The sequence below is a fragment of the Herbihabitans rhizosphaerae genome, assembly GCF_004216555.1.
Taxonomy (GTDB): domain Bacteria; phylum Actinomycetota; class Actinomycetes; order Mycobacteriales; family Pseudonocardiaceae; genus Herbihabitans; species Herbihabitans rhizosphaerae.
Window position 1 is genome coordinate 657,860 of record NZ_SGWQ01000003.1, and the last position, 14,428, is coordinate 672,287.

The 14,428-nt window shown below is 69.4% G+C and carries 17 protein-coding genes; 9 read left to right on the plus strand and 8 right to left on the minus strand.

Annotated elements, in window-relative coordinates:
* Positions 1 to 32: 32 nt before the first annotated feature.
* From EV193_RS12835 to EV193_RS12845, 3 genes are all read left to right on the plus strand, one after another.
* On the plus strand, positions 33 to 1,130 hold the full coding sequence (locus EV193_RS12835) for an alpha/beta hydrolase (protein ID WP_130344253.1): 1,098 nt from the start codon (positions 33 to 35) through the stop codon (positions 1,128 to 1,130).
* 52 nt (positions 1,131 to 1,182) lie between these two features.
* Entirely contained in the window at positions 1,183 to 1,575 is a 393-nt protein-coding gene (locus tag EV193_RS12840; protein ID WP_130344254.1) for a PPOX class F420-dependent oxidoreductase, read from the plus strand.
* A gap of 150 nt (positions 1,576 to 1,725) precedes the next feature.
* Positions 1,726 to 2,574 carry an NmrA family NAD(P)-binding protein gene (locus EV193_RS12845; RefSeq protein ID WP_130344255.1) on the plus strand — a complete coding sequence of 283 codons (849 nt, stop codon included), beginning with the start codon at positions 1,726 to 1,728 and terminating at the stop codon, positions 2,572 to 2,574.
* Between the two features lie 12 nt (positions 2,575 to 2,586).
* Here the strand turns inward: EV193_RS12845 and EV193_RS12850 are convergent, their stop codons facing one another.
* Positions 2,587 to 3,639, minus strand: coding sequence for an aldo/keto reductase (locus EV193_RS12850; protein ID WP_130344256.1), 1,053 nt, complete (start codon positions 3,637 to 3,639; stop codon positions 2,587 to 2,589).
* 202 nt (positions 3,640 to 3,841) lie between these two features.
* Here EV193_RS12850 and EV193_RS12855 point away from each other — a divergent pair, with 202 nt between their 5' ends.
* Positions 3,842 to 4,264 carry a hypothetical protein gene (locus EV193_RS12855; RefSeq protein WP_130344257.1) on the plus strand — a complete coding sequence of 141 codons (423 nt, stop codon included), beginning with the start codon at positions 3,842 to 3,844 and terminating at the stop codon, positions 4,262 to 4,264.
* Between the two features lie 2 nt (positions 4,265 to 4,266).
* On the opposite strand, the gene EV193_RS12860 is transcribed toward EV193_RS12855, so the two are convergent.
* From EV193_RS12860 to EV193_RS12885, 6 genes are all read right to left on the minus strand, one after another.
* On the minus strand, positions 4,267 to 4,893 hold the full coding sequence (locus EV193_RS12860) for a maleylpyruvate isomerase family mycothiol-dependent enzyme (protein ID WP_130344258.1): 627 nt from the start codon (positions 4,891 to 4,893) through the stop codon (positions 4,267 to 4,269).
* Positions 4,894 to 4,898: 5 nt separating this feature from the next.
* Positions 4,899 to 5,372: an SRPBCC family protein gene (locus EV193_RS12865; RefSeq protein ID WP_130344259.1), complete on the minus strand. Its 474-nt coding sequence runs from the start codon at positions 5,370 to 5,372 to the stop codon at positions 4,899 to 4,901.
* The gene (locus EV193_RS12870; protein WP_130344260.1) at positions 5,369 to 5,692 is read right to left on the minus strand and encodes an ArsR/SmtB family transcription factor; all 324 of its coding nucleotides are present in this window, start codon (positions 5,690 to 5,692) and stop codon (positions 5,369 to 5,371) included. The genes EV193_RS12865 and EV193_RS12870 overlap by 4 nt, the downstream gene beginning before the upstream one ends.
* 50 nt (positions 5,693 to 5,742) lie before the next feature.
* Complete coding sequence (locus EV193_RS12875; protein WP_130344261.1) at positions 5,743 to 5,982, minus strand: hypothetical protein; 240 nt, start codon at positions 5,980 to 5,982, stop codon at positions 5,743 to 5,745.
* Between the two features lie 270 nt (positions 5,983 to 6,252).
* A complete protein-coding gene (locus tag EV193_RS12880; protein WP_130344262.1) occupies positions 6,253 to 6,855 on the minus strand; it encodes an acyl-CoA-like ligand-binding transcription factor in 603 nt (200 codons plus the stop codon).
* Complete coding sequence (locus EV193_RS12885; RefSeq protein ID WP_130344263.1) at positions 6,836 to 8,362, minus strand: DHA2 family efflux MFS transporter permease subunit; 1,527 nt, start codon at positions 8,360 to 8,362, stop codon at positions 6,836 to 6,838. Before EV193_RS12885 ends, EV193_RS12880 begins: the two co-directional genes overlap by 20 nt.
* Positions 8,363 to 8,477: 115 nt before the next feature.
* On the opposite strand from EV193_RS12885, the gene EV193_RS12890 reads away from it, so the two are divergent.
* The 5 genes from EV193_RS12890 to EV193_RS12910 all read left to right on the plus strand — a co-directional run bounded on the left by EV193_RS12890 (position 8,478) and on the right by EV193_RS12910 (position 13,164).
* Entirely contained in the window at positions 8,478 to 9,668 is a 1,191-nt protein-coding gene (locus EV193_RS12890) for an MFS transporter (protein WP_242613331.1), read from the plus strand.
* Positions 9,669 to 9,735: 67 nt separating this feature from the next.
* Positions 9,736 to 11,004, plus strand: a complete 1,269-nt coding sequence (locus tag EV193_RS12895; protein ID WP_130344264.1) for an epoxide hydrolase family protein — start codon at positions 9,736 to 9,738, stop codon at positions 11,002 to 11,004.
* Between the two features lie 97 nt (positions 11,005 to 11,101).
* Positions 11,102 to 11,596, plus strand: coding sequence for a LysE family translocator (locus EV193_RS12900; RefSeq protein ID WP_242613355.1), 495 nt, complete (start codon positions 11,102 to 11,104; stop codon positions 11,594 to 11,596).
* 106 nt (positions 11,597 to 11,702) lie between these two features.
* Positions 11,703 to 12,554, plus strand: coding sequence for a beta-keto acid cleavage family enzyme (locus EV193_RS12905; RefSeq protein WP_130344266.1), 852 nt, complete (start codon positions 11,703 to 11,705; stop codon positions 12,552 to 12,554).
* 46 nt (positions 12,555 to 12,600) lie between these two features.
* Positions 12,601 to 13,164, plus strand: coding sequence for an RsiG family protein (locus tag EV193_RS12910; protein ID WP_130344267.1), 564 nt, complete (start codon positions 12,601 to 12,603; stop codon positions 13,162 to 13,164).
* Between the two features lie 188 nt (positions 13,165 to 13,352).
* On the opposite strand, the gene EV193_RS12915 is transcribed toward EV193_RS12910, so the two are convergent.
* A complete protein-coding gene (locus EV193_RS12915) occupies positions 13,353 to 14,246 on the minus strand; it encodes a DUF8083 family protein (RefSeq protein ID WP_130344268.1) in 894 nt (297 codons plus the stop codon).
* Positions 14,247 to 14,428 lie beyond the last annotated feature (182 nt).

Genomic DNA, 14,428 nt, shown 5'->3' on the forward strand with positions numbered 1-14,428 from the left:
ATATCAGGAGACCGTCCTGCCATGGAGGCCCGATGTCGACGCTGATCAGCAAGGTTCCGCCGAGTGCGCAGCGGGCGACCCTGCGCACCTTGTTCGCCCTGCCGAAGATCGCCCGGCGGCGCATCGCCGGACGTCCGGTCCGGATCGACGGCCTCGAACTCGACCTGGACGCGCAACTGCTGCTGAAGATGCAGAAGCTGACCGACCGGGACCTGGCGTCCGGCACGCCCGAGGAGGCCAGGGCGGCACTGGAGGAGTCCCGGTCACTGCTGCCCGGCGACCCGATCGAGCCGGTGGCGGTGCGCGACCTCCAGGTGCCCGGTGGCGCCGGCCCGCGCGACGCGCGGCTGTACACGCCGGACGGGCTCGCCGAGGGGTCCGGACTGCTCGTCTACTTCCACGGCGGCGGCTGGGTGATCGGCAGCCTGGACACGCACGACAACCTGTGCCGGCTGCTGGCCGTCGAGGCCGGTGTTCGGGTGCTGTCGGTGGACTACCGGCTCGCCCCCGAGCACCCGTTCCCCGCCGCACCGGCCGACGCGCTGGCCGCTTTCCGTTACGCCACAACGAACTCCGACGAGCTGGGCGTGGACGCGTCACGCATCGCGGTGGGCGGCGACAGCGCGGGCGGCAACCTGGCGGCGGTCACCAGCTACCAGGCCGCGCGCGGCGGCGGGCCGCTGCCGGCGTTCCAGTTGTTGATCTACCCGGCCGTGGACGGCACCGTGCGGAGGCGCTCCCGCGAGCTGTTCGGCGACGGGTTCTTCCTCACCGACGCGGACATGACCTGGTTCCTCGACCAGTACGCGGCGGCCCCCGGCGACGTGTCCGATCCTCGGCTGTCCCCGCTGCTCGGCGACCTGTCCGGGATGCCGCCGGCCTACCTGGCGACCGCCGGATTCGATCCGCTGCGCGACGAGGGCGAGGCGTTCGCGAAGAAGCTGGCCGAGGCCGGGGTGCCGGTGGTGGCGCGCAGGTTCGACTCGCTGATCCACGGTTACGCCAACCTGTTCCCGGTCATCCCCGCCGGGCGCGCCGCCGTGCTGGACGCCGCGTCCGCGCTGCGTACTGGATTGCAGTTGCGCCCGCGCACCACCACGCACTACGACCTGTTCCGCCCGACGACCTGAACTCCCTGCCGCACAAGGGAAGTCTCGTCGCTCGACCGGTGTTGACCAGGGCATGACGACACTGACCGAGCAGGCTCGGGACCTTCTGGACGGCAAGAACTTCGCGACGATCGCGACGCTGAACGAGGACGGATCGCCGCACACGTCGGTGATCTGGGTGACCAGCGACGGCGACGACGTGCTGTTCACCACCCGCGCGGATCGCCGCAAGGCACGCAATGTGGCGCGCGATCCCCGGGTCAGCATCTCGCTGTTCGACACCGCGAACCCGTACCGCACCAGCGATATCCGCGGCATCGCCGAGCTGGTCGAGGATCCGGGCAACACGCTGGGCAACCGGCTGTCCCACGAGTACGTGGGCGAGGACGCGCCGCCGGAGCCGCCGGAGGTCGTGCGGTACATCGTGCGCGTGCGGCCGCACAAGGTGATCGACTTCGCGGTCTGAATTCGTCTACATAAACGCGAACATACATTCGCGAATTGAAACGTGAACCGACATTTCACATTTGACTTTCGAGTGCCGCATGATTAAGGATGGGTTATCGCCAATTCGCCCCCACGTGGGGTTTCTCGGCATGCCTTAATGGAGGACAGAATGCCCATCCTGGTTACCGGCGCGACCGGAACCGTCGGCTCCAGCCTCGTCCGCCAGCTCGTCGACGCGGGTGAGAAGGTGCGCGCGTTGACCCGCTACCCCGGAGCGATCGGGCGGAAACCGCCGGCCGGCGTCGAGGTCGTCTACGGCGACCTCGGAAAGCCGGAGACGCTGGTCGATCCGCTGACCGGCGTCGAGCGGATGCACCTGATCGCGATGAACGGCTACGGCGTGCTGAGCACGGCGGAGCAGATCGTCGCGCTGGCCGAGCGGGCGGGGGTGCGGCGGCTCACCCACCTCGGCCACAACGACCCGAGCAAGGACGACGAACACCCGCTGGAGAAGCCGAATCGCCTTGTGCAGCAAGCGATCGAGCGTTCCGGTCTCGAGTGGACACACGTGTACCCCGGCGAGTTCATGGCCAACACACTGGACTGGGCGGAGTCCGTCAAGTCCGGCCGCCGGGTGCGCGCGCCGTTCGGCGGGTGGAACAGCGCGATGATCCACGAGGCGGACATCGCGGCGGTGATCATGACCGCGCTGCTCGAGGACGGCCACGCCGGCGCGACGTACTGGCCGACCGGTCCCGAGCCGGTCCGCCGCCGCGACGCCGTGCGCCTGATCGGCGAGGCGATCGGCGCCGAGGTCACCTTCGACGAGCTCACTCCGGAACAGGCGCGCGAGGAATGGCAGTCGGTCTATCCGGACGAGGTCATCGAATGGTTCCTCGACATGGGCGCCGACCCCGAGTCGAACGCCCATGTCGCGCCGGACTTCGAGCAGGTCACCGGCCGGCGTGGCCGAACGTTCGCCCAATGGGCGGCCGACCACGCCGACGATTTCCGGTGACTTTCCGGTGACTCAGCTGGCCGCCGCCCGTTCTCCGAGCGGGCGGCGGCGCAGCGTCGGGTCGGTGATCACCCGCGACGGGAACCCGCGGTTCGGCTCGTAGAGGTTGGTGCCGGGCGGCACGATCTCGTCGATCCGGTCGAGCGTCTCGTCGTCGAGGGTGAGCGCGGCGCCCTTGAGCAGGTCCTCGAACTGCTCCATCGTCCGAGGACCGGTGATCACCGACGTCACGCCGGGGTGCGCCACGGTGAACGCGATCGCGAGTTGCGGGAGCGTGTGGCCGAGCCCGTCGGCCACCTCGGCGAACCGCTCCACCGCGGCCAGCTTGACCGCGGTCTCCGGGTTCTCCGGGTCGAAATGCGCCGGCTTCAACGCCGCGCGGCCGGTGGACAAATCGGTGCCGCCGGCCGTTCGGTGCTTTCCGGTCAGGAACCCGTAGGCGAGCGGACTCCAGGTGAGTACACCAATTCCGTACCGCTGACAGACCGGGAGAATGTCGCGTTCGATTCCGCGGGCCAGCAGGGAATAGGGCGGCTGTTCGGTCCGAAAACGGTACAGGCCGCGCCGCTCTGCGACATTGTGCGATTCGACGATCTCCTCGGCGGGAAACGTCGAGCAGCCGAACGCGCGGATCTTGCCCTGCCGCACGAGGTCGGTCAGGGTGCCCAGCGTCTCCTCGATATCGGTGTCCGCGTCGGGCCGATGCACCTGGTAGAGGTCGATGCAGTCGGTGTCCAGCCGCCGCAGGCTGCCCTCGACGGCGGTGGTCAGGTAGCGCCTGGAATTGCCGCTTCGATTCGGGCCCTCGCTCAGCGGAAAATGCCCTTTCGTCGCCAGCACCACGTCGTCGCGGCGGTCGCGCAGCGCCTTTCCGACTATGACTTCGGACTCGCCGGTGGAATACATGTCCGCCGTGTCGACGAAGTTGATTCCCTGGTCGAGTGCGGCGTGCACGATCCGCACACAATCGTCGTGATCAGAGTTTCCCACCGAGCCGAACATCATCGTGCCGAGGCAGTGCGTGCTGACCTCGATGCCTGTACGGCCCAGTTTTCGGTAGCGCATGCGCGGAACGTTAGAAGCTGGAGCGCGCTCCAGGTCAAGTTATCCACAAGGTCCGTGTTATCCACAGATCGCCACTCGTCGCCGAACCACGGCCTGTCGCCGGGCGATCCTTGGGTCACGACACCTCGCGCCGGCACAGTGGACGCCCGGCGCTCGACACGAAGGGAAGCCCGTGCGGAGTCAGACAGAGCTCAACCACGCGGTGAATCAGCTGCGCAACGACGTACACGACCTGTACCACCTGGTCGACGCCCGATACACCGCGCTGGACCGCAAGATCATGCTGCTTGATCGGAAGTTCGATGGCCTCGACACCAAGGTCGACGGAATCGACGCGAAGTTCGAAGCCAAGTTCGAACGTCTCGAAGCCAAGTTCGAACGTCTCGAAACCAAGTTCGACGGCCTCGACACCAAGGTCGACGGCCTCGACACCAAGGTCGACGGCATGGACACAAAGTTTGAGGCCAAGTTCGAACGTCTCGAAACCAAGTTCGACGGCCTTCGAGCCGACATGGACAGCAGGTTCGAGGTTGTCGACCGACGCTTCGAAACCGTGGACGGCAAACTCGACGCCGTGCTGGAACTGTTGCGCGGCAACGGGTTCGGCCTGCCCGCATCGAACTGAGGTCAGCCGCCGAGCCGGCGCGCGAGTGTCGGCTGACCGGGCCCGGTCAGCTCACCGACCACTCCACGCCGGCCGGCGGCCGCCATCATGATCGCCTCGCCCGCGCCGCGCACCTCCGGCCCCCGACCGCTGCTCCAGTCCAGATCGGTCGCCACCAGCCGCAGGCCGCGCGCCCGCCAGAACGCGCGGATCGGCGGTGCCTTCATGGCGAAGCTCAGCGCGGGCAGCAGCCGCTCGGCCGGGATCTCGCGCGGCAGGCCGAGCGGCCGGCGGATGTCCTGGTGGTGGATCATGCCGTCGACCAGCGCGATCCGACCGCCGAGCCCCGTGGTGAACCCGCGTGGATCCACGCACATGCGGAGCTTGGCCAGCAGTTCGTCCGGCTCCAGCCCGCCCGCCTCGGCCACGCCGACCGCGTTGATCTTGCCGGGCAGAAACCGCCCCTCGGCGAACCGACGCACCAGGGCGCGCCGGTCCAGGTCCTCGTAGCTGACCACATGCGCCACCAGTTGGCGGACGGTCCACTCGGTGCACAGCGTCCGCACGTCCCACTGGCTCGGCGACAGCGTGGCGAGGAAGTCGGCGAGCGCCTGCCGTTCGTCGCGGGCGAGGCTCTTGATATCTGCCATACGTGTCAGCCAACCAGGTCGACGAGGTTGGCGAGCGTTCCGGCCCAGCCGCCGGGCGAGTCGAACACGCCACGCATGACCTCGGCCTTGTCACCCATCCGCTCCAGGTGCCGGTGCCGCAGGTCCAGGCGCGTGCGCCCGGGCGACTCCTCGGTGAACGTCACCTCGACCTCGGTCTCCAACTCGGGGTCGAACCGCCAGTCCGCGCCGATCTGCCACAACAGCACGAGCCGACCGGGCGGCGCCCACTCGGCGACCCTGCCCCAGTCACACTCGGCACCGTCCACACCCCGTTCGAACCACCGGCCGCCGTCGCTCGGCTCCACGACGACCTCGGCGAGCGCCGACTCGCCGATCGAGTGCTCCGACGGCCAGAACTCGCTCATTCTCGCGGTGAACAGGTCGAACGCCCGCTCCGGCGGGAGTGGCACGCTCACCGTGCGGTGGACCTGGATCTCGGTGGTCGAGTTGGTGCTCACGACGTGCTCCTCGTGCTCTCGGTTTCGGCCAGCGCGGCGAAGTTGTCCAAGGTGGTCGACCAGAACCGGTCGAAGTACTCGCGCACGGCGGCGAGCCCCGCCGGGTTCACGCGATAGAAGCGGCGCGTGCCGGCCGCGGACTCCACGACCAGCTCGGCTTCCTTGAGTACCCGCAGGTGCTGCGAGACGGCCGGCCGGGAGATCGGCAGCCGATCGGCCAGCACACCGACGGCGAGCGGCCCCTCGGCGAGGTGCTCCATGATCGAGCGGCGGTGGCCGTCCCCGAGCGCGTCGAGAACGGTGGCGGCGGAGGTCGACATGTCGGTAAGTCTGGACTAACGGTAAGTGTAAGTCAACCGTTCGCGGTAGCTTACCGACTGCGGCGGCGCTGCTCGATCAGAGACTTGCGGTGTGCGTCCACCGCCGTGCAGTACGCGCGCACGGTCGAGCTGAACAACAGCGCCAGCCCGACGAGGTTCGCCGGCAGCACCACCGCCGACACGGTGAACACCAGCGTCACGTCGGGCGAGGCGCCGTCCAGCTTCGGCAGCGTCTCGAACAGCGGAATCGCCAGCAGCACGCCGAAGCCCACCACGAAGATCGGCGCCATGATCAGCACGCCCCCGGCCGCCGATGACCGTCATCACGCCGAGCATGACGAACAGAAAGGCGAAGGCCAGGCTGTTCGCCGTGTCGTAGGGCCGCAGTTCGTAGCCGTACTGCATCGCCCACGGCAGGGCCCCGACGGCGAACAGCAGACCGGCGGCGAACAGCAGACCGGCGACGAACGCGCCGACCGGGGCGACTGGGCTCGCGGTGGAGTCGGACATGGACGAAGCATGCCCGCGAGGCCCCGGGAGGGGTCCCGCCGCACCGTGGCTCAGAGCGGCAGGCCCTCCTCGAGATGTGCGAGGGCACGGTCGACGAACACGCGGTAGTCAGGCTGTCCCGCGGGCAATCCCTTCGACGACATCAGCCCCAGCGACATGCCCATGATCACGCCGGCGAAGTTGCGCACCTCGAAGTCGCCGGCGTCCCGACCGACCCGCTCGGCCACCTGCTCGGCCAACTCCTCGGCCAGGTCGAACAGTCGCAGCGCCATCGCCGCCCGCAACTCCGGCACGCTCGCGATCAACACCTGCCTGCGCCGCTCCCACTCCCAGACATCCTCGGACATCGCGCCGAACACGTCGGTGATCGTCGCCCGCAGAGCCTGGAGCGGGGACAGCTCGGCCGGCTGCGCCTGGAACGCCGCGAACGCGATCGGGTCGACGTCGTCGGCCAGCACGACCTCCTCCTTGGTGGGGAAGTACCGGAAGAACGTGCTCGGCGAGACCTCCGCCGCCTCGGCGATCTGCTCGACCGTGGTCGCCGCGTAGCCCTGTTCCTCGAACAGCCGCATGGCGTGCTCGCGGAGCGCCGCGCGGGTCTTGGCCTTCTTCCGCTCGCGCAGCCCCACATGGTCAGATGGCGACGAGGTCATCCCTCGATTCTCCTTGCCGGACATCGGATCGCTCAACACGGCTCGGCAGGAACACCGCCGCGAGCACCGCGCCCAGCACGGCAAGCCCCGCACACGTCCACATCATGGCCGACATGCCGTGCGTGAACGCGCCGCGCACCGAGTCGAGCAGGGCCGGCGACCGCAGCGCGTCGGCCACCGCCGCACCGGAGTTGACGCTGTCCCGCACGGCGTCCACCGCCTGGGCCGGCACCCCGTCCAGGTCCAGCCGCGCGCGGTACCCGGAGCTGAGCACCGTGCCCAGGATCGCCACCCCGATGGTGCCGCCGACCTGCCGAAGCGACTGGATCAGCGCCGAACCGGCGCCGGCACGCTCGGTACTCAGCTCGCCGGTGGCGACGTCCATCGCCGTCGGCATCGCCATACCGACTCCGACGCCGAGCACACCCATCCACGCACCGACGTAGCCATATGGTGTCGTCATCCCAGTGGTCGCACCACCTGTCAACGCCATCGCAAGCAGGACGAACGCGACCGCGATCGTGATCTTCGCGCCGAACCGGGGGACCAGCGCGCCGGCGACCTTCGCGCCGACCACGATCCCGGCGATCATCGGCAGCAGCCGCAGCCCGGTCTCCAGCGCGTCCGAGCCGCCGACCGCCTGGAAGTACTGCGGCATCACGAACAGCAGGCCGAACATGGCGAAGTTGACCATCGTGGAGAGCACCGTCGCCCAGGTGAACCGCGCGGAGGAGAACAGCGACAGGTCGATCAGCGGGGACCGCGCCCGCCGCTGCCACAACACGAAACCGACGAGCACCAGCATGCCACCGGCAATCGTCAGCAGCGCGCGGGCATCGGTCCAGCCGCGCTCGCCGGCGTCGATGAGGCCGTAGGTCACGCCGAGCAGGCCGACGCCCGAGGTGATCATGCCGAGTACGTCGACGCGACGCCGCTCCTGGCCGCGCGACTCCGGCACGAACAGCGCCACCGCGAGCATGCCGGCGGCGATCAGCGGCAGGTTGATCAGGAACACCGAGCCCCACCAGAATTCGTCGAGCAGCCAGCCGCCCAGGATCGGCCCGAGCGGCATGCCGATCGAGGTGGACGTGACCCAGATGGTGATCGCCCGCGACCGCTCGCGCGGCTCCGGGAAGATCACCGGCAGCACGGCCATGGACAGCGGCATCATGAACGCCGCGCCGAGCCCGAGCAGCGTGCGCCCGATGATCAGCGTCTCCGGGTCGGACGCCCAGGCGCACACCGCGGACGCGAGCCCGAACATCGCGAGCGCGCCGAGCAGCAGCCGTTTGCGTCCGAACCGGTCGCCGAGCATGCCGGCCGGCAGCAGCAGCGCGGCCATCACCAGCGTGTACGCGTTGCTGAACCACTGCAGCTCGCCGGTCGACGCGGACAGGTCCACCGCGAGCGTCGGCATCGCGACGTTCAGCACGGTGATGTCCAGCCCCAAGGTCAGCATGGCCAGCGAGAGCGCGCCCAGCGCCCACCACCTTCGTGTATCCGTCATGACAGTCACCCCAAACTGATAGTTGCTTGATTTTGATAGTAGCTGTCAGTTTGGCGAGCGCGCCAGTGGCCCGGTGCCGAAACGAGGTTTGGGACCGTCGTACCACTGTGCTCTGATGCCGGGTATGCAGCACTACCGCCGGCTACTTGCCACGCCGGGAATCAAGTCGCTGCTGGTGCTCATGTTCTTCGCGCGCATCCCGTCCACGGCCAGCGGCATGGCGGTCACGCTGCACGTCGCGGTCGGGCTCGGCCACTCCTACGGCGCCGCCGGCCTCGCCGGCGCGGTGGTCACCATCGGGCACGCGGTCGGCGGGCCGATCGCCGGCCGGCTCGTGGACCGGTACGGCCTGCGCACGCTGGTCCTGATCACCACGATCGGCGAGGCACTGTTCTGGATCGTCGCGCCGCGCGTGCCCTACGCCCTGCTGCTGGCGCTCGGGTTCGTCGGCGGCATGCTGATCCTGCCGGCGATGTCGATCGGCCGGCAGGCGATCGCCGCGCTCGTACCGCCGGAGTCCCGGCGCACCGCGTACTCGCTGGACTCGATCTCCGTCGAACTCACCTACATGTTCGGCCCCACGCTCGCCGTGCTGTTGTGCACCCAGGCCGGCACCAGAGCCGCGCTGACCTGGCTCGGCATCACGATCGTCGTGCTCGGCGCCGCCGTCTATCTGGTCAACCCGGCCGTGCGCAGCGAGGACGAGGCACCGGTCGGCCAGGCCCGCCCGCCGCGCAAGGAGTGGCTCACCGGTCGGCTGATCGCCGTGCTGCTCGTCGGCGGCGCCGCGGTGTTCGTGCTGGCCGGGATGGAGGTCGCGATCATCGCCGACCTGCGCGCCTACGGCGAACTGCCGTTGACCGGCGTGGTGATCGCGGCGAGCTGCGTGGCGTCGATGGTCGGCGGACTGGTGCACGGCGTGGTGCGGCGATCACTGCCCTCGGTCGTGCTGCTGACCCTGCTCAGTGCGCTCTGCGTGCCGATCGGGCTCGCCGGAGACGCCTGGTGGATCCTCGCGCTGGCCGTGCTCCCGATGAGCCTGATGTGCGCGCCGACGCTGGCCGCCACCGCCGAGTCGGTCAGCACGCTGGCGCCGGCCGCGGTCCGGGGTGAGGCGATGGGCCTGCAGAGCGCGGCGCTCACCCTCGGCGGCGCGGCCGGCACCCCGGTGATCGGGTTCGTGATGGACCACTCCTCGCCGAGCTGGGGCTACGCGGCAGCCGGGATCGGCGGGCTGATCATCGCCGCGATCGCCGCCGTCGCCGTTGTTCGCGGCAGGCGAACCCCGGAAACCGTTGCGCCATAAGCCAAGCGTCGATTTTGTCGGACCCGCCGCGTAGCGTCCACATCAGTCGACCAAGAGGGGGCCAACCATGGTAGAGGGAATCTCACGACGAGGCATGCTCACCTCGGCGGCGGCCGGGATCGCCGCCGTTCCGCTCGGCTCGCTGGCCGCGAGCGCGGAGCAGGACGGCGCGGCCGAGTTCGCCGTCCCGCCGGCCACCGGTGCGATCACGCCGTTCCGTCTGCACGTGCCGGAGGCAGTGCTGCGGGACCTGCGGCGGCGGCTCGCCGCCACACGGTTTCCCGAGCGCGAGACCGTGCCGGACATCTCGCAGGGCGCGCGGCTGGAGCAGGTTCGCGGCCTCGCGCGGCACTGGCTCAACCGGTACGACTGGCGGCGGACCGAGGCGCGGCTGAACGCGTTCGGCCAGTACCGCACCAAGATCGACGGGCTCGGCATCCACTTCCTGCACGTGCGCTCGCGGCACGAGAACGCCACGCCCCTGCTGCTCACGCACGGCTGGCCCGGTTCGGTGCTGGAGTTCGCCGACGTGATCGGCCCGCTGACCGATCCGACCGCGCACGGCGGCCGTGCCGAGGACGCGTTCCACGTCATCGCGCCGTCGCTGCCCGGGTTCGGATTCTCCGACAAGCCAACGGAAACCGGCTGGAACCTCACCCGGATCGCGCGCGCGTGGACGGAGTTGATGCGGCGCCTCGGATACGGCCGGTACCTCGCGCAGGGCGGCGACTGGGGCGCCGGCATCACCCAGCGCATGGCCGAGATGGGCGCGCCCGGCCTCACCGCGATCCACCTCAACATGGCGTTCATCTCCGAGCCGCCGCTGCAGGGCCCGCCGACGCCGGAGGAGCAGGCGGCGCTGGATCGCTTCAAGTGGTTCGCCGAGGAGGGATCCGGCTACTTCGAGCAGCAGCGCACCCGGCCGCAGACCGTCGGCTACGCGCTGGTCGACTCGCCGCTCGGCCAGGCGTCGTGGATCTTCGAGAAGTTCGTGGACTGGACCGACAGCGGCGGGCGCCCGGAGGACGAGTTCGGCTACGACAAGATCCTCGACGACATCACGCTGTACTGGCTGACCGGTACCGGTGCGTCGTCGGCTCGTATTTACTGGGAGGCGATGCGCGACCCCACGCAGCCGTCCGAGGTCACGGTGCCGGTCGGGTACACCACCTTCCCCAAGGAGCTCGTGCCGATGCCGAAGGTGTGGGCGGAGCGCGTCTTCAAGGACAAGCTCGTGTACTTCAACAAGGTGGCGCGCGGCGGGCACTTCGCCGCGTTCGAGCAGCCGGCCATCTTCACCTCCGAACTGCGCGCGTTCGCCCGAGCCCTGCGCTGAACCCGTTGACACACAAGGAGATTCAACGCTGACACCTTGTCAACCGCACCCAAGGGGAACGTGACGCGACTCAGCCACGGTGACGACGCAACCGCCGCTGACCGCGAAAGGCACCCAATACTGGGGAATCGCGGGGAGGCGGACAAGTCTCGCCGCGCTGCCGCACACCAGCGCGGTGGCGTTCCAGGTGATCAAGTACCTGGGCGTGGCTTATCTGCTGTACATGGCATGGGCGACCTGGCGGGACAAGGGCGCGCTCACCGTCGAGCAGGACAAGCAGCCGCTGCTGGTGCGCAAGGTGATCATGTCCGGCGTGCTGGTGAACCTGCTGAACCCGAAGCTGACGCTGTTCTTCTTCGCGTTCCTGCCGCAGTTCGTGCCGGCTGGCCAGTCCGGCGCGGTGCCGCACATGGTCGGCCTGAGCGCGGTGTTCATGGCGCTCACGTTCGTCGTGTTCGTCGGCTACGGCACGTTCGCCGCGCTGATCCGCGACCGGGTGATCTCCCGGCCGGCCGTACTCACCTGGATGCGCCGCACGTTCGCCGGCGCGTTCGCCGCGATGGGAGCCAAGCTCGCCTTCACGAACCAGTAGCACCCCAGTGGCGCCGCCTGAGAACCTCGGCGAACTCCACGATGTCCACGCTATCGGGATACGCCTGGCCGGTCCCCGGGCCGATGGGATGTGTCAGGATCGCGGCATGTCATCGTCGACAGCACGCCCCGGTGGACACGGCACGGTGATCACGGTCGCGCCGACCGGTGCCGAGCACGCCAAGTCCGACGTGCCCAACCTGCCCGTCACGATCGAGGAGCTCGTCTCCACCGCACAGGACTGCGAGCGCGTCGGCGCGTCGATGATCCACGTGCACATCCGAGACGAGGACGCCAAGCCCTCGCTCGATCCGCAGCGGCTCAAGGACACCGTGGCCGCGCTGCGCGAGCAGACCAACCTGATCGTCCAGCTCTCCACCGGCGGCGCGGTCACCGATCCGGAGGAGCACCGGCTGCGCGTGCTCGACGCGATGCCGGACTCCGCCTCCTGCACGATGGGCACCGTCAACTTCGGCAACGACGTGTTCATGAACCGCTGGGAGTTCATCGTCGAGCTGCACAAGGGCATGCGGGAGCGCGAGATCGTCCCCGAGTACGAGATCTTCGACCTTGGCCACCTCGCCGCGCTGCGCCGGCTGCTCGACGAGCACGGCCTGCCCGCGGGCGGCCACGTGCACCTCGACCTGGTGATGGGCGTGCCGGGTGGCATGCCGGGCGACACCGAGACCGTGGTCGCGGCGCTGCGCATGATCCCCGAGGGCGCCACGTTCTCCGCCACCGGCGTCGGCCGCTCCACGCTGCCGGTGATGTTCGCCGCGCTGTCCGCCGGCGGTCACGTACGGGTGGGCATGGAGGACACGATCTCCTACGCTCGCGGCGAGCGGGTGAAGGACAACGCGCAGCTCGTCGCCAGGGCGGCCGGGATCGCGCGGATCGCCCAGCGCCCGCCGCTGCCGGTCGACGAGGTCCGGGAGTTGCTCGGCGTGCGTGCCGGCTGAGCCAAACAAGGTGGCATCACGCCGCCCTTTACCGGAGGATGGCCTCGTGATCGAAGTGCGTCCAGGGGGACGTCGGCGGATCGACCGGGTGCTCGACCCGGAGTACGTCACCGACCTCGCCTCGCTCGACCTCACCGAGGTGCGGGCCCGCCGTGACGACGCGGCGCAGGAGGAGACCGACCTGTCCTACCTGCGCCGGCTGCTGCACGGGCGGATCGACATCGTGCTCGCCGAGCAGAAGCGGCGCGCCACCGGGGACACCTCGTCGGTGCTGGAGCATCTCGCCACGATCCTGGCCGACAACGCGGTCGGGCCGGCCATGGGATCGGGCCGCCACCAGACGCTCGAGCCGTCCCGCGCCGAGGCGCACCGGCGGCACGTGGAGGCGCTGGTGTCCGACGCCGACCTGTCCGACGTGTCGAACCTGGCCGACGACAAGCTCGACCTCGCGCTGCGCACGTACCGCGAGGAGGAGGGGTCGGTGTCCACGCGCCGGCGTGAGGTGCAGGTCGTGATGGACCGGCTCAACGAGGAGATCGGCAGCCGGTACCGCGCCGGCAGCGCCTCGGTGGACGAGCTGCTGGCCGCCGAACGCGGCGACGACGCCTGACCGCGAGGCTATTTTCTTTCCCGTCCTCGCAGGGTGACCCACCGGGCGCGTCCAGGTGGATGAGCTGAGCTACATCGGGTCGTGTGATGGGAGCGACTCGTATTGGGCATACTCGAGCGGGCGCCAACGCCGTAGATCGCCGCCTGGGCGTGCCCTAAGCAACCACCCACGCAACTTGGAAAAGGCCCCTAGTTGAAGCGTTCGCGCAGGGCCAGCTCGCCCCAGAAGTCGCGGAGGCGCTCGAACCGCTCGGCGACCTCTTCGGCGTCGCCGTTCTCCAGCGCGTCCACGATCGCGTTGACGTCCTGCGCCGAGGTGTCACCGACCAGCTCGTCGTCGTCGAGCAACTGGACCAGCCCGCCGTAGTCCAGCTCCACCGCCGACGCCTCGTCGAAGTTCGCGAGCCACCGGTCAGTGTCGGCCAGGATCTTGGTCGGCCCCTCGTCGCCGAACGTGTCGACGGCGAGCGCGTGTGCCCGGTCGATCCGCTTGCGCGCGTCGACAATGGCGATCCGCCAGCAGCACGTCCGCGCGGGATCGTCCCGGGTCGCCACCACGACGTGCCGGCGGTCCGGGTCCACCATCGAGAACCAGGGCAGCGGCACCGTCCAGGTCATCGAGACCACGTGCACCGCGCTTTTCGACTGCCCGGACAGCACCTCGGTCGCGCGCTTGCGGATCGTCGCCACCGAGGCCGGCAGCGCGGCCTCGCGCAGCGTGGGCGTGGCGGTGGACAGGAACCCGACGAGTGCCGCGGCCGAGCGGGTGCGCACGTCCAGCGGGCACACCAGCGGCCCCGGCCCTACGGTCGTGCCCTCCTCGACCGGTACCACGGCCGGGTCGAGCACGAGGACGTCGTTCGGCGTGGGCGGGAGCGCGCGGCCGTCCGGAAGCTCGCCAGGGAACAGTGAAGCCGGCAGAGAGAACTGTGACTTGAGCCACATTTCCTGTTCGCGACTACCGGCAACCGTTCGGTCGATCGGACCCGCGTCGACCACTGCTTGGAGCCGGTCCCGCCACGGAGCGTCGAAAGAAGACAGCGGTTCGTACACCCTGAGGTAGGCGACGAACGGACGAGGCACCTCGGCATCGTGTCACGACCGCCGGCGCGCCTCGCGCCTGACCCACCGGCCGGCGGATCTCGACGTAATGTCGGGCTCCGCACACCGTGCCGCGTCGCATGGAACCGGGTCGGCACGGTACGGTAGTTAGCAGGAATCAGTTGTCGAGATGAGCGGGGCCGCCGATCCCCCGGCCGCCCCGT

Bases quoted from the DNA above. Each gene is read 5' to 3' on its own strand.
- EV193_RS12835 (WP_130344253.1), top strand. From the start codon at position 33: ATGTCGACGCTGATCAGCAAGGTTCCGCCGAGTGCGCAGCGGGCGACC.
- EV193_RS12840 (WP_130344254.1), top strand. From the start codon at position 1,183: ATGACGACACTGACCGAGCAGGCTCGGGACCTTCTGGACGGCAAGAAC.
- EV193_RS12845 (WP_130344255.1), top strand. From the start codon at position 1,726: ATGCCCATCCTGGTTACCGGCGCGACCGGAACCGTCGGCTCCAGCCTC.
- EV193_RS12850 (WP_130344256.1), bottom strand. From the start codon at position 3,639: ATGCGCTACCGAAAACTGGGCCGTACAGGCATCGAGGTCAGCACGCAC.
- EV193_RS12860 (WP_130344258.1), bottom strand. From the start codon at position 4,893: ATGGCAGATATCAAGAGCCTCGCCCGCGACGAACGGCAGGCGCTCGCC.
- EV193_RS12870 (WP_130344260.1), bottom strand. From the start codon at position 5,692: ATGTCGACCTCCGCCGCCACCGTTCTCGACGCGCTCGGGGACGGCCAC.
- EV193_RS12875 (WP_130344261.1), bottom strand. From the start codon at position 5,982: ATGGCGCCGATCTTCGTGGTGGGCTTCGGCGTGCTGCTGGCGATTCCG.
- EV193_RS12880 (WP_130344262.1), bottom strand. From the start codon at position 6,855: ATGACCTCGTCGCCATCTGACCATGTGGGGCTGCGCGAGCGGAAGAAG.
- EV193_RS12885 (WP_130344263.1), bottom strand. From the start codon at position 8,362: ATGACGGATACACGAAGGTGGTGGGCGCTGGGCGCGCTCTCGCTGGCC.
- EV193_RS12890 (WP_242613331.1), top strand. From the start codon at position 8,478: ATGCCGGGTATGCAGCACTACCGCCGGCTACTTGCCACGCCGGGAATC.
- EV193_RS12895 (WP_130344264.1), top strand. From the start codon at position 9,736: ATGGTAGAGGGAATCTCACGACGAGGCATGCTCACCTCGGCGGCGGCC.
- EV193_RS12905 (WP_130344266.1), top strand. From the start codon at position 11,703: ATGTCATCGTCGACAGCACGCCCCGGTGGACACGGCACGGTGATCACG.